General features: G+C 61.9%; 16 protein-coding genes and 2 tRNA genes. 5 read left to right on the forward strand and 13 right to left on the reverse strand.

Features of this window, described 5'->3' with window-relative positions:
• Positions 1-63: 63 nt before the first annotated feature.
• From AB4Y97_RS03880 to AB4Y97_RS03895, 4 genes are all read right to left on the reverse strand, one after another.
• Positions 64-729: a DUF2497 domain-containing protein gene (locus tag AB4Y97_RS03880; RefSeq protein WP_441997686.1), complete on the reverse strand. Its 666-nt coding sequence runs from the start codon at positions 727-729 to the stop codon at positions 64-66.
• 129 nt (positions 730-858) lie between these two features.
• A complete protein-coding gene (locus AB4Y97_RS03885; RefSeq protein WP_441997687.1) occupies positions 859-2,214 on the reverse strand; it encodes a TolC family outer membrane protein in 1,356 nt (451 codons plus the stop codon).
• A gap of 325 nt (positions 2,215-2,539) precedes the next feature.
• Entirely contained in the window at positions 2,540-3,202 is a 663-nt protein-coding gene (locus AB4Y97_RS03890) for a protein-L-isoaspartate O-methyltransferase family protein (RefSeq protein WP_441997688.1), read from the reverse strand.
• Positions 3,203-3,223: 21 nt separating this feature from the next.
• A tRNA-Cys gene (locus tag AB4Y97_RS03895) sits at positions 3,224-3,297 on the reverse strand.
• 218 nt (positions 3,298-3,515) lie between these two features.
• Between AB4Y97_RS03895 and AB4Y97_RS03900 the strand changes: the two genes are divergently transcribed.
• From AB4Y97_RS03900 to sseA, 4 genes are all read left to right on the forward strand, one after another.
• Positions 3,516-3,590: transfer RNA gene (locus AB4Y97_RS03900), tRNA-Asn, on the forward strand.
• Positions 3,591-3,706: 116 nt separating this feature from the next.
• Positions 3,707-5,155: a cryptochrome/photolyase family protein gene (locus AB4Y97_RS03905; protein WP_441997689.1), complete on the forward strand. Its 1,449-nt coding sequence runs from the start codon at positions 3,707-3,709 to the stop codon at positions 5,153-5,155.
• Between the two features lie 95 nt (positions 5,156-5,250).
• The gene (locus AB4Y97_RS03910; protein WP_441997690.1) at positions 5,251-5,970 is read left to right on the forward strand and encodes an alanyl-tRNA editing protein; all 720 of its coding nucleotides are present in this window, start codon (positions 5,251-5,253) and stop codon (positions 5,968-5,970) included.
• Positions 5,971-6,019: 49 nt separating this feature from the next.
• The gene (gene sseA / locus AB4Y97_RS03915) at positions 6,020-6,874 is read left to right on the forward strand and encodes a 3-mercaptopyruvate sulfurtransferase (protein WP_441997691.1); all 855 of its coding nucleotides are present in this window, start codon (positions 6,020-6,022) and stop codon (positions 6,872-6,874) included.
• Between the two features lie 33 nt (positions 6,875-6,907).
• Here the strand turns inward: sseA and AB4Y97_RS03920 are convergent, their stop codons facing one another.
• The 6 genes from AB4Y97_RS03920 to AB4Y97_RS03945 all read right to left on the reverse strand — a co-directional run bounded on the left by AB4Y97_RS03920 (position 6,908) and on the right by AB4Y97_RS03945 (position 12,557).
• A complete protein-coding gene (locus tag AB4Y97_RS03920) occupies positions 6,908-7,054 on the reverse strand; it encodes a hypothetical protein (RefSeq protein ID WP_441997692.1) in 147 nt (48 codons plus the stop codon).
• Positions 7,055-7,065: 11 nt separating this feature from the next.
• A complete protein-coding gene (locus AB4Y97_RS03925; protein ID WP_441997693.1) occupies positions 7,066-7,650 on the reverse strand; it encodes an ATP-dependent Clp protease proteolytic subunit in 585 nt (194 codons plus the stop codon).
• Between the two features lie 436 nt (positions 7,651-8,086).
• Positions 8,087-8,803 (reverse strand): amino acid ABC transporter ATP-binding protein, encoded by a 717-nt coding sequence (locus AB4Y97_RS03930; protein ID WP_441997758.1) that lies wholly within the window; start codon positions 8,801-8,803, stop codon positions 8,087-8,089.
• A 77-nt stretch (positions 8,804-8,880) separates the two neighbouring features.
• Entirely contained in the window at positions 8,881-10,200 is a 1,320-nt protein-coding gene (locus AB4Y97_RS03935; protein ID WP_441997694.1) for an amino acid ABC transporter permease, read from the reverse strand.
• 8 nt (positions 10,201-10,208) lie between these two features.
• Positions 10,209-11,420: an amino acid ABC transporter permease gene (locus AB4Y97_RS03940; RefSeq protein ID WP_441997695.1), complete on the reverse strand. Its 1,212-nt coding sequence runs from the start codon at positions 11,418-11,420 to the stop codon at positions 10,209-10,211.
• Between the two features lie 114 nt (positions 11,421-11,534).
• On the reverse strand, positions 11,535-12,557 hold the full coding sequence (locus AB4Y97_RS03945; protein WP_441997696.1) for an amino acid ABC transporter substrate-binding protein: 1,023 nt from the start codon (positions 12,555-12,557) through the stop codon (positions 11,535-11,537).
• 226 nt (positions 12,558-12,783) lie between these two features.
• On the opposite strand from AB4Y97_RS03945, the gene metC reads away from it, so the two are divergent.
• Complete coding sequence (gene metC / locus AB4Y97_RS03950) at positions 12,784-13,980, forward strand: cystathionine beta-lyase (protein WP_441997697.1); 1,197 nt, start codon at positions 12,784-12,786, stop codon at positions 13,978-13,980.
• A gap of 33 nt (positions 13,981-14,013) precedes the next feature.
• Here the strand turns inward: metC and AB4Y97_RS03955 are convergent, their stop codons facing one another.
• The 3 genes from AB4Y97_RS03955 to AB4Y97_RS03965 are packed head-to-tail and all read right to left on the reverse strand — an operon-like array spanning position 14,014 to position 16,879.
• Positions 14,014-14,394 (reverse strand): lipid-A-disaccharide synthase N-terminal domain-containing protein, encoded by a 381-nt coding sequence (locus AB4Y97_RS03955; protein WP_441997698.1) that lies wholly within the window; start codon positions 14,392-14,394, stop codon positions 14,014-14,016.
• Entirely contained in the window at positions 14,394-15,125 is a 732-nt protein-coding gene (locus AB4Y97_RS03960) for a glycosyltransferase family 2 protein (RefSeq protein WP_441997699.1), read from the reverse strand. Before AB4Y97_RS03960 ends, AB4Y97_RS03955 begins: the two co-directional genes overlap by 1 nt.
• A gap of 44 nt (positions 15,126-15,169) precedes the next feature.
• On the reverse strand, positions 15,170-16,879 hold the full coding sequence (locus AB4Y97_RS03965; RefSeq protein WP_441997700.1) for an ArnT family glycosyltransferase: 1,710 nt from the start codon (positions 16,877-16,879) through the stop codon (positions 15,170-15,172).
• Positions 16,880-17,122: the final 243 nt, after the last annotated feature.

Consider the following 17,122-nt stretch of genomic DNA (forward strand, 5'->3'; position numbering starts at 1 on the left):
GGCGCGCATCATGACGGCTACAAACCGGACGGATCGGGCGAAGTCAACCGATGCCGGTCAAACTCAGCGACGGCTGCGGGAAATGCGCTCGATTTCGGCCTGAACGAGCCGCTCGACGAGTGGCGGCAGATTGTCGTCCAGCCACTCCTTGAGCATGGGCCGCAGCATATCCGCCACCACATCCTCCAGCGTCCGCGGGTTGCTCGGCATGAGAGTGGAACCGAGCCGTGTGAAGGCACTGGCCACGGACTCATCGGCGGCGTTGGAGAGAAGATTATCCGGCATGGGCCCTTCCGACGCTGGCTTCCGGGCAACCGGGGCCTCCCGAACCTCACTCACGAGAGCCGCTTTCTGAGGAGAAGGCGCACTCACCGTTTCCGGAATTCGGGTAATTCCAGGGGTGTAGGCGGGAGGCTCGGGCTCGTGGGATCTCACGAATGCGGAGGTGGAGGCTCCGAATGGGGGCTCGTCATCCGGCATTTCATCGTCCAGGTTCTCTTCCTCGCCGAGAATATCGTCTTCGTCCTCGAAAGAAAGGTGAGCGGGTCGTGAAAGCGGCACGTTTTGGCGTTCGGCGAGATCGAGAACGTTCGTCAAAGGAGAGGCGTCGGAGGGCTTATCATCCGCAAATCCGCGCATTCCCTCCTGGTCGTCGGCGATGATGCGCCGGATAGAGGCCAGGATTTCGTCCATCGAGGGCTCGTGAACCTTCGGATTCGCTGAACTCATACGCCGCATCCGATCAAATGTTTAAGAATCAAATTCTTGCGAATGCGTCGAGTATTTCATGCGCTGGCGGAGAAGCAAGCGATGCCGGGCAGTACAAAATGACACTGCCCGGGTTTTTTCACCAGCCAATCAGCGCCCGTCAGGCGTCGTCAGGCCGATCCAGAGATCCTTGACCTGATCGTAGTGCAGCTTCGGCGTGTAGTGGTTGACCGCCAAGCCCAGGCTGCGCGCGTTCAGCCGTCCCATCGCCTGCGCCACCGCATAGGACGCAACGACACGGTCACGCTGCGCGGTGATCAGGTTGACGCGTGCGGTCAGCAATTCCTGCTGCGCGTTCAACACGTCGAGTGTGGTGCGCTGGCCGACGCGGGCTTCTTCGCGGACGCCGTTGAGCGCCGTCTCGGACGCATCGACCTGGGCCTGCGCAGCCACGATCTGTGCGCGGGCGGATTCGAGCTGTCCCCAGGAGGAGATGACCGCCGCACGGACCTGATCGCGAATCGAATCGGCCTCGAGCCGGCGTTGACCGGCGGTTTCCTTGGCCTGCCGCGTCGTCGCATAGGCCACGCCGCCGTCATAGATCGGGACAGTCAGCTGCGCGACCACGGAAGCGGAGAGAATGTTGTCGCCACCGATCTGGCTGTCGTAGCGCTGGGCGACCGTACCCCGCACGCCGACCTGGGGCGCAAGAGCCCCTTGCTCGATCCGGACCTGCAACTCGGCCACGTCGACCCCGTGCTGCGACGCCTTGATGGCGGGATGCTCGTTGAGAGCGACCTTGAGGGCGGCATCGACCGACTTGGGCAGAACCCGATCCAGCGGACGGCCTGGCGCCAGCTGGCGCGGCTCGACCCCGATCACCTGGCGGTATTGGGCGATGCTGGTGCGCAGATTCGACTCCGCCACACTCACCTGCGAACGGGCCGCCGCGAGGCGGGATTCGGCCTGGGCCACGTCGGTCCGGGTGACCTCGCCCACGTTGAACCGATCACGGGTCTGGCGCAGCTGCTCGTCCAGCACCTCGACGTTGTTGCGCTGGAGATCAAGGATCGCCGTGTCACGCAACACGTTCATATAGGCAGTGGCGGAGTCGAACAGAGTATTCTGCTCGTTGTTGTTCAATGTCTCGCGGGCGCCGAGAACGGACGATTCGGCTTGACGAACGGAATTGACGGTCCTGAACCCGTTGAAGATCGACTGGTCGATCTCGACACCGAAGCCACGCGGGCTGAGGCGTTCGGTGGTGTCTCCCCGCCCACCGGTGCCGGGACGATGGATATCGGTAAAGGAACGACCGGCATCAGCAGAAGCGTTGACCTGCGGCCGGTAGCCGGATTTCGCGCGAGCAACGTTTTCGTCCGTCGCACGGACATTGGCGCGCTGGGCGTTCAGGGATGGGTTATTGCCATAGGCGCGGGCCAAGGCGCTCTCCAGCGTCTCGGCAGAGACGCCGCTCGCGCCCATCAGCACCAGGACCGAAGTCATTACGCCGAAGTATACGCGGCCCTTTTTGCAAAATCGCTTTCCGTTCACGCCCACCTGCCTATCGGTCCACCGCGGTTCTATCCGCTTACCTTAGCACTAAATTTCTTAACCAACTCGACTCAAAGCGAAACAATACCCATGCGACGCGCCGCGGCAATCGGGACTGTCGAGCTTAGGAGCGAATATTAAGAAGGTGGCGCAAAAAAGCGACACTATTCACGGACTTAGAACCGCCCCTCGCCCAGCAGAACCGTAATCGGCCCTAAGTTACTGAAGGACCGCATTTTTTATGGCTAAAGGGGCGCCCGTTTCGCCGCCGCGGAACCTAGAAAACGAAACCCGGCTTCGCTTCGAATGCGGCCAGGATGGGGGCTGCGGCATCGAACAGCCCACGCTCGCCGAAGGCATCGCCCGAGCGGACATAAATCGTCGCCTTGGCCGAACGGCCGCGCCCTTTGATGCAAACGAGCCGGCCCAAATCCGCAAGCTGCGCGAGAAGCGCGTCGGGGCGGGAGTCCACGGCGCCGTTGACGAGAATGACGTCATAACCGCCGTTTTCGGGGCAGCCCTTGTCGAGAGGACCAACCTTGACCGTAACGCCATCGAAACTGGTCTCCGCCAGACTCTGGCGCGCAGCAGCCGCGAGGGCCTCATTGGATTCGAGCGCTGTGACTTCCGCGCCGAGCTCGGACAGGACCGCAGAGGAATATCCCCGCCCGCAGGCGACATCGAGCGCCTTGTCACCGGTATCGACCTCGAGGGCCTGGATCATGCGGGCCAGGATCATCGGCGAGAGCATGTAGCGGCGCTCGCTCCCCTCGCCCACGAGCAGATCCTGATCGATATAGGCGAGGTCTTCACGACCGGGGAGCACGAAGCGCTCCCGGGGAATGCTATCCATGGCATCCAACAGAGGGATGTCATTCACATCGAAAGTGCGCAGCTGGCTATCGACCATCATCCGGCGCGCTTGCGTGAAATCGACCATGAATTGCCTCAGAAAATCGGTTGGAGGCCTCGCCCGGAATCGAACCGGGGTGCAAGGATTTGCAGTCCTCTGCGTAACCACTCCGCCACGAGGCCATCCGGGGCGTGCCGCGAACGCGACGGCTGCTCCATAGCAGAGCGTCCCCCCAAAGAGCAACAGCCTGTTTTATGACATGAGTCTGACTTAAGGGACTTGCAACCGGCTGAACCCGTGGTATATGCCACCCCACCTTGAGGCCGACACGGCATCTGGCTCTCCAGAAAGCCCGGCTCACGGAAGGTTTACCGAGCCTTTCGAACAGGTATGGCACTATTCCGGCGTGGCGCAGCGGTAGCGCAGCGGACTGTTAATCCGTTGGTCGTAGGTTCGAATCCTACCGCCGGAGCCAATTTTCTCCCATGACAATTGACTTCAGCCTTCCATGCAGCACCCTCCGCTGCAATGGGCCCAACGCTGTGTTTTGTCGGCACCGGCCTGAAAAATACTCTTCTGATGGGGAAAAGCTTGGCTGGCCCAGCCCTTGTTTGGTTTCGCGACGATTACCGGCTTGCCGATAACCCGGCCCTGACGGCCGCCATCGAAAGCGGAGCGCCGCTTCTCTGCTTTTTCATTCTCGACGAATCGTCTCCCGGAATCCGCCCTCTCGGCGGCTCCGCGCGCTGGTGGTTGCATGGGTCGCTTCAGGCTCTCGACGAATCCCTGACAGCTATGGGCGCGCGATTGATTCTGATGAAGGGCCCAGCCGAGGCGGTCATCAAGCGGATCGTAACCGCAACGAATCCCTCCGCCATTTTCTGGAATCGGCGCTACATGGCTGCGGAAATCGCCATCGACACTACCATCAAGAAACGCCTCTCGGAGCGCGGAATCACCGTGCAGAGCTTCAACGGCCGGCTCATCAACGAGCCGTGGGAGGTCAAGAATCAATCCGGCCGGCCTTTTCAGGTTTTCACGCCCTATTTCCGCGCCGTGAGCTCCCGGCCGGTACCAAAACCCCTCCCTGCTCCCCGTACGATTCCGGCAGGGCGGTGGCCGTCATCGATCCTCGATTCGAACCTGAACCTTACGGACTTGAATCTCGAACCCTCAAAGACCGATTGGGCGCAGGGATTCTCAGTTCATTGGCAGCGCGGCGAAGCGGCTGCGCGGCAGAAACTCGAGGATTTTCTCGATGCCGGATTGCCCGGATACGCGAGAAATCGGGATTTTCCGGGAATGGCCGGGACCACGCGCCTATCGCCGCATCTTCGATTCGGCGAAATCAGTCCGCGCCAAGTGTGGCATGCCATCCTGGCTCGGCGCGATGGGCTGGAAGACGATGCGGAAAAGCTCCTGAGCGAAGTGGCGTGGCGCGAATTCTGCTGCCAGCTTCTCTACCAACACCCGCACCTGCCCGACGCGCCGCATAGCCGCCGATTCGAGCATTTTCCCTGGACTGATGATGCGCAGGCTCTCAAAGCCTGGCAGACGGGCCATACCGGCTATCCGATCGTCGATGCGGGTTTGAGGCAGCTCTGGCAGACCGGCTGGATGCACAACCGCGTGCGCATGATCGCGGCGTCGTTTCTGGTCAAACACCTTCTGACCGATTGGCGGCAGGGCGAAAGATGGTTCTGGGACACGCTCGTCGATGCGGATCCCGCCAACAACGCTTTCAGCTGGCAATGGATTGCCGGTTCAGGCCCCGATTCCGCGCCGTTCCACCGCATCTTCAATCCTGTCGGTCAGGGCGAAAAATTCGACCCGCAAGGCGATTATGTGCGGGCTTATGTTCCCGAGCTGTCAAAACTTTCCTCATCCTTTATCCACAAGCCCTGGGAAGCGCCGCCGGACGTGCTGCGCACAGCGGGAATCGTACTCGGAGAAACCTATCCCCATCCCGTCGTTCCGCATGGCCCGGCGCGGGAGCGCGCACTCGAAGCTTTCCGCAACTTGCGCGTTGCAGAGACCTGAATACTGCAATCCGGCTTGACCCCGTGTGGTTGTTGGGCCCAGCATCGCGCCCTTCGCTTCGCATGCGACAAAATAATTTTTTCCCTGGGATGATCATGACCGCCACTACGCTTCTCTTTCGCGATGACGCCTATGCCCAAACCTGCCAGGCAAACGTTGTCGGCGTCACGCCGGAAGGCGGTGTCATTCTCGACCGGACGATCTGCTACGCTCAAGGAGGCGGCCAGCCGGGGGATGTGGGGATCATCCGGCGTGACGGCGAGGAGATCGCCATCACCAACACCGTCTATGGGGCCGATCGCTCGCAGGTCGTGCATCTGGTAGGTCCGGATGCGGCCGCGCGCTTCACGCCGGGAGAAACGGTGGAGATACAGCTCGATTGGGCGCGCCGCTTCAAGCGCATGCGCGTTCACACCGCCTTGCATCTCTTGAGCGTCGTTCTGCCCTACCCCGTCACCGGCGGCGCCATTGCGGATGGGGACGGACGGCTCGATTTCGACATTCCCGATGCAGGCCTCGACAAGGCCGACCTGACCGACAAGCTCAATGCCCTGATCGCCCGCGACGCGCCGGTCACCGAGCGCTGGATCACCGACGAGGAGCTCGATGCCAATCCGGGACTGGTGAAGACCATGTCCGTGAAGCCACCGCGCGGATCGGGCCGCGTGCGCCTCGTCGAGATCGAGGGCATCGATCTTCAACCCTGCGGTGGAACGCATGTGCGCCGCACGAGCGAGATCGGCACAGTGGCGATCACGGATATCGAGAAGAAGGGCAAGCAGAACCGCCGCGTGCGCATGTCGCTTGTCGATTGACGAACAGGGCTTCACCGCAAATCATTCCGTTCCACCGGGAGCTATTCAGATGCCTTATCCTTTCGTGTCCACCGGCTGGCTCCAGGAGCATCTGGACGATCCGAGCGTCGTGATCGTCGACGGCTCCTGGTATCTCCCGACGCAAAACCGCGACCCGGAAGCCGAGTATCTCGCCGGCCATATTCCCGGGGCGATTCGCTTCAATATCGACACGGTTCGGGACACGTCCTCTCCCCTGCCCCATATGCTGCCGTCGCCGGAGGATTTCGCGGCCCAGGTCGGCGCCATGGGAATCGGCGACGGTACGAAGATCATCGTTTATGACGGCGCTGGGCTTTTTTCGGCACCGAGAGTGTGGTGGACCTTTCGCGTTTTCGGGGCGAGCGATGTCTCGATCCTCGAAGGTGGCTTTCCAGCCTGGCGCGCCGAAGGGCGGCCTGTCGAAACCGGTCCGGGGCAGGCTCTCGCCCCTCGTGCTTTCACGGCATCCTTCGACGACGCAGCCGTCGCCGATGTGACGGATATGAAGAGCGCGCTGCAATCGGGAGCGATCCAGGTCGTCGATGCCCGGCCTGTCGACCGCTTCCGCGGCGAAATGCCGGAACCCCGCCCGGGTGTGCGGTCGGGACATATGCCGGGCAGTCTCAATCTCCCCTTCGCGGAGATCGTCGAAAACGGCCGGTTGAAGGACAAGACGGGGATCGAGCAGGCGCTCACCCGGGCCGGCGTCGATCCCGAGCGCCCGGTTATCACGAGTTGCGGCTCCGGCGTCTCGGCCGCCATCCTGGCGCTGGCGCTCGAAACGGTCGGACATCCGGCAAAGGCGATCTACGACGGATCCTGGGCGGAATGGGGATCGCGGGAGGATCTGCCGCTAGAAACGGGGCCGGCACGCAAGGCGTGACGTGCCCCATCCTGCCTGTGCATGACAGATGCACTACCGCGTGTGAAACATCAGCCTGGACGAGCCCTGCTCGAAGCCGAGCTTTTCGTAGAAGGGAAACAGCCTTTCCTGACAACAGAGCTCGAAGAACTCGCGCTCCCTGTCGGCTCCGATCGTCTCTATCCAGCGATAGCCGGTCACTCCCCGCTCCCTCAAGCCGCTGCCAGCAGCTCCAGTTCCGAGGAAATGATCCGCCCGACGAGGCCATAGGCCTTGGCCTCCTCCACGTTGAGCCAGAAATCGCGGTCGCTGTCCTTTTCGATCTTCTCGAGAGACTGTCCGGTGGCTTCAGCGAAAATCTTGTTCAGCCGCAGCCGCATCCTTTCCATCTCGCGCGCCTGAATGGCGATCTCCGTCTGCGTTCCGCCGACGCCGCCGAAAGGTTGGTGCAGAAGGAAGCGGGTGTTCGGCAGCGAATAGCGATTCGCCCTCTCCGCCGCGACGTAGATCAAGGCCCCGGCGCTTGCGACCCAGCCCGACCCGATCACGATGACCTTCGGTTTGATGAAACGGATCGTGTCGAAGATCAGGTCACCCGATTCCACATGCCCGCCGGGCGAGGATATCACGACGGTGATGGGATCGTCGCTCGCTGCCGCCAAGGCGTAGAGCTGGGAGACGACATCCTTGGCCAGCCGGTGATTGATCTCGCCGATGATCAGCACCCGTCTGGAATTGAAGAGAAGATTGTCGACGACGACCGGACGGTCGCCGTCGCGCGCCTCCGGCATTCTCATGCATCACCTCGCTTCACGCCTCTCCGAATCGAAGTCCCATGCAGGACATGATCGGACCAACGTGAATTAACATTGCATGAAATTGTTCCTCGTCAACGAGGCCGGGCGAGAAAACCCCTCGCCCTTCATTTCAGCGCGGGTGAAAGCGAGAGCCTGTCCCGAGGGGGAATTACATGGCCGCTGACAGTTCCGGGTAAGGCGTAGCGAGAACCACTGCGCCATTTCCTAGAGCGGAGGACGATTTCACGGAATCGCCCTCCGCTCTAGATTCTTTTTATGGCGCATCGTGTGACCGCAAAACCGGATTCACTTTTGCGCACGATGCTCTAGATCGTCGGCGGTTATAGGTTTCCGCTTCGCGCGGCCCTTCGGGTCGGGCCCGGCCCTGTGGGCCGTCCCGGAATGACGGATGAGGATTGCCCGATGTCGCCGGCTCTCAGTGCAGGATCTGCGCGAGGAACTGCTTGGTGCGCTCGTGCTGCGGGTTCTTGAAGAACGCGTCGGGCGTATTCATCTCGACGATCTGGCCGTAATCCATGAAGATCACCCGGTCCGCCACCTGACGGGCGAAGCCCATCTCGTGCGTCACGCAGAGCATGGTCATGCCCTCTTCGGCGAGACTCACCATGGTGTCGAGCACTTCCTTGACCATCTCCGGATCGAGCGCCGAGGTCGGTTCGTCGAACAGCATGATCTTCGGGCTCATGCAGAGCGAGCGGGCAATCGCCACGCGCTGCTGCTGGCCGCCGGAGAGCTGACCCGGATATTTGTTCGCCTGCTCCGGGATCTTGACCCGGGTCAGGTATTTCATGGCGACCTCCTCGGCTTCCTTCTTGGGCATCTTCTTGACCCAGATCGGCGCCAGCGTGCAGTTCTCGAGGATGGTGAGATGCGGGAAGAGGTTGAAGTGCTGGAACACCATGCCGACATCGCGGCGCACCTCGTCGATACGCTTGAGGTCGTTGGTCAGCTCGGTGCCGTTGACGATGATGCGGCCCTTCTGGTGCTCTTCCAGCCGGTTGATGCAGCGGATCAAGGTCGATTTGCCCGACCCCGAAGGTCCGCAGATCACGATGCGTTCGCCGCGCCGCACATTCAGGTTGATGTCGCGCAGCACGTGGAACTCGCCATACCACTTGTGCACCCCGATCATCTCGATCGCCGCCTCGGCGGTGGGGTCGAGAGCCGCTGCGCGGATCTGTTGAGCTGTCATTGTCGTTGCCATGGGTTTCACCGATTCTGACCTGCCGCGAGGCGCCGCTCGACGCCGAGCGAATACCGCGACATGCCAAAGCAGAAGATAAAGTAGAACAAGGCCGCAAAGGCGTAGCCCGTGTAGCTGATCGTCGGCGCCGCCCAGTTGGGATCGATGCGGGATGCCTCGATTGTCTTGACCAGGTCGAAGATGCCGACGACCGATACCAGCGACGTATCCTTGAATAACCCGATAAACGTATTCACGATTCCGGGGATCACGATCCGCAGCGCCTGCGGCAGTATGATGAAGACCATCATCTGCGGGTAGTTGAGCCCTAAGGACATCGCGCCTTCATATTGGCCCTTCGGCATCGCCTGGAGGCCGCCGCGCACCACCTCGGCCATATAGGCGGAGGCGAAGAACGCGACGCCGACCAGCGGACGGGCCAACCGGTCCACCGTCATATCGGCAGGCAGGAAGAGCGGCAGCATCGTATTCGCCATGATCAGCACGGTGATCAGCGGCACGCCGCGGACGAACTCGATGAAGATGACCGAGGCGAGCCGCAGGATCGGCAGTTTCGATCGCCGTCCCAGAGCCAGCAGAATTCCGAAGGGAAGCGAAAAGACGATCCCCACCGTCGCCACGAGCAGAGTGACGAGAATGCCGCCCCAGAACGCCGACGGCACCGGCCGCAGGCCCCAATCGAAAGCGATAAGAGCCAATGTGATGCCCACCACCGCGACGATGCCCCCACCGATGAGTGCGGCGGAGCGCATCGACGTCTTGAGCAGGCGGGCCGCCAATACAAGTGCCGCGACGAAAAGGATGCTGACGATGGCGAATTTGGTCCAGAAACCAAGCCCCAGATCGATATTGCCGCCGGTCAGCAGGATGTAGGACAGCACCGGGAAGAGCCAGAAGAAATAGATCGCTCCCAGGTCCCTGCGCGGCGCCCTCAGCCACAGAAGCCAGCCGACGCCGAGGGCAAGGAGGGCGAAGAAGACATTGACCCGCCAGCGCTCGGCGGCCGGATATGAGCCGTAGGTGAAGAAATTGATCTTATCGACGATGAACGCCCAGCAGGCTCCGACTGGGTGCCCTGCCATCTCGGCGCGGCAGGCGCTGCGATCCGTCCCCGTCCAAACCGCGTTAATGAAGAGGAAATCGACGACCGGCGGAATGAGGACATAGAGCAGATAGGCAACTGCCAATGTCAAAATCGTATTGGTCGTACTCGAGAAAAGGTTCTCCCGCGCCCAGGCGATAGGCCCGCGTGCGAGGTTCGGCGGAGGCAGCGCTTCGATCTGGTCGGAGCGGACGAAGTGAGACATGTCGACGGCGGTGTTCATGGGATTTCCTACCGTTCAACAATCGCCACGCGGCGATTATACATGTTCATGAAGAACGAGGTCACGAGACTGATCGTCAGGTATACGCCCATGGTGATCACCACGACTTCGATGGCTTGTCCGGTCTGATTGAGGACCGTGCCCATGAAAACCTGCACGAGATCGGGATAGCCGATCGCGACGGCGAGCGAAGAGTTCTTCGTCAGGTTGAGATATTGGCTCGTCAGCGGCGGGATGATGACGCGCATGGCCTGCGGGATCACCACGAGCCGGAGCGTCTGTCCTGGCTTGAGGCCAAGCGACCCCGAAGCCTCCGTCTGCCCTTTCGAGACGGCAAGGATGCCGGCGCGCACCACCTCTGCGATGAAAGCGGCGGTGTACGTCGTCAGCCCGACGAGAAGCGCGACGAATTCGGGGAGAACCTGCATTCCGCCCCGAAGATTGAAGGTGCCCTTCTGAGGCATGTCGAAGCTGATGGGATTGGCGTTGGCCAGAGTCAGGACCAGCCATGAGAGAATCGGCAGTCCGAGGACCAGCCCAAGGGTGACGAGTCCGACAGGATACTGACGGCCCGTCGATGCCTGCTGCTTCTTGGCCCAGCGCCTGAACACGATGGTTCCGACGACTCCGATCGCGAAAGCGGCGCCCATCACCCACGCATCCGCCGCATAGATGGGACGCGGCATGAACAGGCCGCGGGAATTCAGGAAGAACCCGGCGCCCATCGAGTAGGAATCGCGCGGCTGAGGCAAAGGCCCGAGCACCGCAATGTACCAGAACAGCAATTGCAGCAGCAGCGGGATATTCCGCAAAAGTTCGACATAAACCATCGCGACCTTAGCCACCATCCAGTTGGTCGACAGGCGCGCGATGCCGATCGCGAAGCCGAGGATGGTCGCGAAGACGATGCCGATGGCGGAGACGATGAGCGTATTCAGAAGGCCGACGATGAAAGCGTCGCCGTAGGTCGAGCCGGCAGCGCTGAACGAAATCAGCGTCTGGCTGATATCGAAGCCGGCGGTGTTTTCAAGGAAGCCGAATCCCGAGGCGATCTTCGCCCGTCTTAAGTTATCAATGGCGTTCGTTGCCGCCATGTAGAACAGGTACGCGACGACACTGACCAGAAGAACCTGGTAGAAAATTCCGCGTACATTGGGATCGTACAGGAACGATTTTTTAGGCTGTGATGCCTGGCTGACAACGGTCTGCACTGAACCCATCCTCTGACGACTTGTTGTTTTTGGGCCGCCCTACTTTTTTCATGCCGGCGACGACCTGCCCTATCGGCAGTTTCGGATGGGGCGCCCGGATCGCTCCGGACGCCCCGAACTCGCTTAGCGGATCGGAAGGCCGTATTGCAGGCCGCCCTTCGTCCACTGTGCGTTGAGGCCGCGCTTGATCTTCAGCTTGGAGCCCTCGCCGACATTGCGCTCGAAGCTCTCGCCATAGTTGCCCACGTGCTTGATGATCCGGACGGCCCAATCGTTGGTGAGGCCGACCGCTTCACCGAACTTGCCCTCGGTGCCGAGAAGACGCTTGATCTCCGGATTGTCGGAGTTCTTCATCTGGTCGACATTGGCCTTGGTCACGCCGAGCTCTTCGGCGTTCAGCATGGCGTTATGGGTCCAGCGGACGATATCGCCCCACTGGTTGTCGCCATGGCGGACCGCCACGGCCAGCGGCTCCTTGGAGATGATTTCCGGCAGAACGATGTGGTCGTCCGGGTTCGAGGCGCGCAGGCGCTCGGCATAGAGGCCGGAAGCGTCGGTGGTGAACGCGTCGCAGCGGCCGGCGTCATAAGCCTTGAACGTCTCGTCCGAGGTCGCGAAGGCCACGACTTCGTACTTCATGTTATTGGCGCGGAAATAGTCCGCGAGGTTCAGCTCGGTCGTGGTGCCCTGCTGGGTGCAGATGGACGCGCCGTTCAGCTCCTTGGCGGACGAAACGCCGAGCTTCTTGCGGACCATGAAGCCCTGGCCGTCATAGAAGTTGACCGCCGGGAAATCGAGACCGAGCTGCGTGTCGCGCGACATGGTCACCGTGGAGTTACGGGCCAGAACGTCGACCTCGCCCGACTGGAGCGCCGTGAAGCGGTCCTTGGCGGCGAGCGGAATGAAGCGAATCTTGGTCGGGTCGTCGAAGATGGCCGCCGACATGGCGCGGCAGAACTCGACGTCCAGGCCGTTCCAGTTGCCCTGGGCATCCGGGAGGCCGAAGCCGGCGAGGCCCGTGTTCGAGCCACAGGTCAGGTAACCCTTCTGCTTCACGCTGGCGAGGGTCGCCTGGGCCGAAGCGCCCGTCGCAGCCAGGCTGGCCGTCATCAGGCCGAAGGCGATCGATACGATGGCCTTTTTCATGTTGGTATATTCTCCCAAATTACACTTGGCTCGGCGAATTGTCCGAAGCCCAGCCGAGTTCCCTGTTGGACCGCTCCGCCCTGTTTCGAGCGATACGGTATCCAAACTATCACATTCTATGATTGATCACCGGTCAAGTCTTGATGGAATCGTGTTTTCCTCCGGGGTTGACGTAAACATGGCTGCAGCCTCACATCGAAGCTCCCGCCATCAACCGTCTGAAGCAATGACCAAAGCTCCTTCCAAGCCCGCCAATCTCGGCGAACGCACCCGCCTCGTCCATGCCGGACGGGACCCTTCCGAGCAGCACGGTTTCGTGAACACGCCGATCTATCGCGGCTCGACCGTTCTCTACCCGACGACGGACGATCTCTTGCACCGGCGCGGCCGTTATTCCTATGGAACGAAAGGCACACCGACGACGGAAGCGCTCGAAAAGGCATGGACCGAAATGACGGGCGCCACCGGCACGGTGCTCGCCCCCTCCGGGCTCGCCGCAGTCACCCTCGCACTCATGTCCTGCCTCAAAGCGGGCGACCATCTTCTGGTGACGGATTCGGTCTATTTGCCGACCCGCCAGTTCTGCAACGGCATCCTGAAAAATTTTGGTGTGGAAACCACTTATTTCGACCCGCTGGTCGGATCCGGCATCGAGGCCCTGTTCAAACCGAACACGGCGGCGGTCCTTACGGAAGCGCCCGGTTCGCAATCCTTCGAGATGCAGGACATCCCCGCCATTGCCGAGGTGACGCACCGTCACGGCGCCGTGGTGATCATGGACAACACTTGGGCAACCCCCCTCCTCTTCCCGCCCCATGAGCGCGGCGTGGACATCGCCATCGAGGCGGGCACGAAATATCTCAGCGGCGGGTCCGACCTGCTGCTCGGTATGGTCTCGGCCAATGCGCGCTGCTTCAAGGCGCTGCGCGAGACCTACGACGCCTTCGCCATGTGCCCGGGTCCGGAGGACGTATTCCTCGGGTTGCGCGGCCTTCGCACCATGGCGCTGCGGCTGCGCGAGCATGAAAAGCAGGCCCTCGACATGGCTCGCTGGCTCCAGGCCCGTCCGGAGGTGGCGCAGGTTCTCCACCCGGCCCTGGAGACCTATCCCGGCCACGATATCTGGAAGCGCGACTTCAAGGGATCATCGGGCCTGTTCTCGGTCATCCTCAAGCCCTGCTCCGACCATGCGCTCGCCGCCATGCTCGACGGCCTTGCCCTGTTCGGCATGGGCTATTCCTGGGGCGGCTTCGAGAGTCTCGTGATTCCGTTCGATTGCGCGACCTATCGTACGGCGACCAAGTGGGCGCCCGGAGGACACGCCCTGCGCTTCCATATCGGCCTGGAGGATCTCGACGATCTCAAGCGCGATCTGGATTCCGGCTTCGCCCGCCTGCGGGAAACGGACGCCAAAGCAGCGTGATCCAAGGCTTAAGCGGCGGGAGGCCTCTCTGATCTATCCCGCCGCGGTTTCCGCCTCGGTCTCGGCTTCCGCCTGGGCCTTGGCCCTTGCCTGAGCCTTGGTCTTCGCTTCCTTCGAGATCAGCATCAGGTTGCGGATATAGATGAAGATCGAGAAGAGCTGGCCGAGAATGATGACAAGGTCCCGCCGAGCGAAACCGTAGATCAGGGTCATCAGGCCACCGGAAATCGACAGGAACCAGAAACCGACCGGGATGACGCTGCGTTCCGCCTTTTCGCTCGCGATCCATTGCACCAGAAAGCGTGCACCGAAGACGAACTGAGCCAGCACGCCGAACGCGGCCCAGAGGTCAAAGCGCGCGACGACGATGTCGTACAGATAAAGACCAAGGTCGTGCGACAGGCGCATCAGCATCAGACGATCTCCCGAGCGACCGGCACACGTCGGCGGCGGCGAAGCAGCCACCATACGCCCGCCAGGTCGAGAATGCCGACCCAGAGCCGGTCGAACATCCCGTAGTTGGATTTCCCCGCATGGCGATCGCGATCGACCACATCCACATGGGCGATCGCGTGGCCCTCGCGCTTGACGAGCGCAGGCATGAAGCGATGCAAGGCATCGAAATAAGGCAGGCGAAGATAGACGTCGCGCCTGAAGGCCTTGAGCCCGCAGCCCGTGTCCCGCGTTCCATCTTTCAGGATCTTTCCGCGGACCCCGTTGGCGACGCGCGACTGCCACCTTTTATAAGTGCCTTTTCGCCCGATGCGCTGCCCCGCCGCCAGGGCGGTGCCGGGATTGTCCAGCGCCGCCACCAGTTGCGGGATGAAGGCGGGATCGTTCTGCCCGTCGCCGTCCAGAGTGACGACGATGTGCCCGCGCGCCGCATGGACGCCGGTGCGGACCGCCGCACTCTGGCCGCAGCTTGCCTCATGCTTGACGAGGCGGAGCCAGGGCCGCGTCCGGCGGGCTGTCACGACCGTCTCGGCCGTCTCATCCGTCGAGCCGTCGTCCACATAGATCACCTCAAACGGACCCAAGGGGGCGCAGGCGCGCTCGATCTCCTCCACGAGGGGGAGAACGTTCAGGGCCTCGTTCTTGACGGGCACAACGACGCTGATGCGCGGGGCCGCGATGGAATCGGTCATAGGCTAAGGGCCGTCAGGCCACCTCTTTTGTGAGTGAGCCGGCCTCAAGGACCGACCGCATAGGCTCCGATATCGAGCCGCCGCCCGCTGTTGATATTGAAACCCGAGACCCGGGTCGAGAGGGCCGGCTGCAGCCCGAGACGTTCGTTCTCGGCCCGGAACGCGTCCTCAAAGCGCTTTTCAACGAAAACCATCCGGCAGCCGCCCTGCCTGAGGAAGCTTGACGCCTCCGCCCCGGTCTCCAGCATTTCGAGATCGGTTCCGGTCAGGAAGACGAGGCTCGGCTCGCGATAGCCCAGGGTGGCGACGCGGGGGTTGTCACAGCCCGCATCGCGCGCGACCTCCGCCAACCGTGGCGACAATTTCAGCGAGCGCAGGTCGAGCTGCGCGAAACCGAAGACGCCGACGGCGAGGCAGGCGGAGGAGAGAAACCCCATCCACACGCTCTTGAGGATTTCGTTTCGCACGAAAAGCCGCCACGCATAAAGCGCGATCAGCGAGGATGCGATCAGGGCCGGAAGGCCGCGATAGGGCAGCGTATGGTCGAAGGACCAGTTCGCCGCCGAGAGGCCGATGGCGAGCCCCACGGGGATGAACGGGATCAGGATCGTCGCAAGCTTGGCGCCTGGGCGATGCGGCCCGATGAAGTGGCGCAGGATCGCGATGACCGTGATGATCGCCATGGCTGGATAGAGCGGCATCACGTAATGCGGCAGCTTGGTCGGCACTGCCTCGAAAACCAGCCAGGAGGGAACGATCCAGGCCAAGCAGAAAGCTACGGGGTCTTCCCTTCGATGGATCCAGGCAAAGGGCACGGCGGCGGCCGCCAGGATGGCTCCAGGCCAGAAGGTGGCGAAGAACGCGAGCAGATAGAAGCCTGGCGGGGCCCAGTGATAGCTCTGCGCCGTCCCGACCTTGCCCAGCATGTCGTGGCCGACTGCCTCGGAATAGAAGGCCCCTCCGCTCTTGATTGCGATGGCAAGGAACCAGGGCATGACGACAAGAAGAGTAAAGAGGCCTCCGAGCCAGGGCTTCAGGGCGAGAAGCCATCGAGCCGAGCGCTCCCGGTAGGACAGGATGGCGGCGGCAAGGCCTGCGAACATCAGGACAAGGGGCCCCTTGATGAGGATCCCGGCGGCAAAGCCCAGCCAGAAAATCGCGAGCGTTCGCTTGGGCAGGAGGCCCGCCCCCCGCCCCAGATAGGCGCGGGCGAGCCCCCCCATGACGGCGACGGAGCACGCCGTCAGTGCGGCATCCGTCTTGGCGAGCCGCGCCTCGACCATGAGGATGATCGAGGTCGCCATGAAGGCGGCGGCCAGAAAGGCGCCGCGCCGCCCGAGGAAGGCGAGTGACGCCCAATAGGTCAGGAGGACCGTCGCCAGGGCTCCGAAGAGGGAAGGAATCCGATAGAGCGCGATCGTCGTTCTGGCCTCAGGCACGCCCAGGGCCTCGCCGATCGACACGGTGGCGCTCTGGAGCCAGTAGATGCCGACGGGTTTCTTGTGCCGGGCCTCGTCCTGGAAGCGGATATCCACGAATTCATGAGTCTCGAGCATCTGCTTCGAGGCCTGCGCATAGCGCGGCTCGTCCCGGTCCATCGGATGAAGCGAGATGAATCCCGGCAGGAAGCAGACGAGCGAAAGCAAAATCAGGACAAGGCAAAGGCGGACATGGCTCCGCTCAATGGCATTCGCTACCTGGGCCACGGACAAGTGGCGCAGGGATATGCGCTGCTGGGGGACCAAACCGTCCATTGAAAGCTCCGGCGGCGGAACTGCCTTTTGAATAAAAAGAATTCCTGCGGGCGGGAAGGCCCTTCGAAAGGCGCTCATGTCTCCTAAAGACAAGGGGAAGTCAAATGGACGGAAGGTAGCGGGATAGAGCATATTTCATGAATTTCGGTTCATGAAATATGCTCTACCTCCTTGAAAGACGCATTTTCCGCCGCAAAACCGGTGCCCACTTTTTCTAAAAATGCTCTAACTTCCACAATTTCC

The organism is Microvirga sp. 2TAF3, from assembly GCF_052114965.1.
Classification (GTDB): Bacteria; Pseudomonadota; Alphaproteobacteria; order Rhizobiales; family Beijerinckiaceae; genus Microvirga.

Excerpts from the sequence above, each read along its gene's own strand:
- AB4Y97_RS03880 (WP_441997686.1), bottom strand. The coding sequence starts at position 729 with ATGAGTTCAGCGAATCCGAAGGTTCACGAGCCCTCGATGGACGAAATC.
- AB4Y97_RS03885 (WP_441997687.1), bottom strand. The coding sequence starts at position 2,214 with ATGACTTCGGTCCTGGTGCTGATGGGCGCGAGCGGCGTCTCTGCCGAG.
- AB4Y97_RS03890 (WP_441997688.1), bottom strand. The coding sequence starts at position 3,202 with ATGGTCGATTTCACGCAAGCGCGCCGGATGATGGTCGATAGCCAGCTG.
- AB4Y97_RS03910 (WP_441997690.1), top strand. The coding sequence starts at position 5,251 with ATGACCGCCACTACGCTTCTCTTTCGCGATGACGCCTATGCCCAAACC.
- sseA (WP_441997691.1), top strand. The coding sequence starts at position 6,020 with ATGCCTTATCCTTTCGTGTCCACCGGCTGGCTCCAGGAGCATCTGGAC.
- AB4Y97_RS03925 (WP_441997693.1), bottom strand. The coding sequence starts at position 7,650 with ATGAGAATGCCGGAGGCGCGCGACGGCGACCGTCCGGTCGTCGTCGAC.
- AB4Y97_RS03930 (WP_441997758.1), bottom strand. The coding sequence starts at position 8,803 with ATGATCGGGGTGCACAAGTGGTATGGCGAGTTCCACGTGCTGCGCGAC.
- AB4Y97_RS03935 (WP_441997694.1), bottom strand. The coding sequence starts at position 10,200 with ATGAACACCGCCGTCGACATGTCTCACTTCGTCCGCTCCGACCAGATC.
- AB4Y97_RS03940 (WP_441997695.1), bottom strand. The coding sequence starts at position 11,420 with ATGGGTTCAGTGCAGACCGTTGTCAGCCAGGCATCACAGCCTAAAAAA.
- AB4Y97_RS03945 (WP_441997696.1), bottom strand. The coding sequence starts at position 12,557 with ATGAAAAAGGCCATCGTATCGATCGCCTTCGGCCTGATGACGGCCAGC.
- metC (WP_441997697.1), top strand. The coding sequence starts at position 12,784 with ATGACCAAAGCTCCTTCCAAGCCCGCCAATCTCGGCGAACGCACCCGC.
- AB4Y97_RS03955 (WP_441997698.1), bottom strand. The coding sequence starts at position 14,394 with ATGCTGATGCGCCTGTCGCACGACCTTGGTCTTTATCTGTACGACATC.
- AB4Y97_RS03960 (WP_441997699.1), bottom strand. The coding sequence starts at position 15,125 with ATGACCGATTCCATCGCGGCCCCGCGCATCAGCGTCGTTGTGCCCGTC.
- AB4Y97_RS03965 (WP_441997700.1), bottom strand. The coding sequence starts at position 16,879 with ATGGACGGTTTGGTCCCCCAGCAGCGCATATCCCTGCGCCACTTGTCC.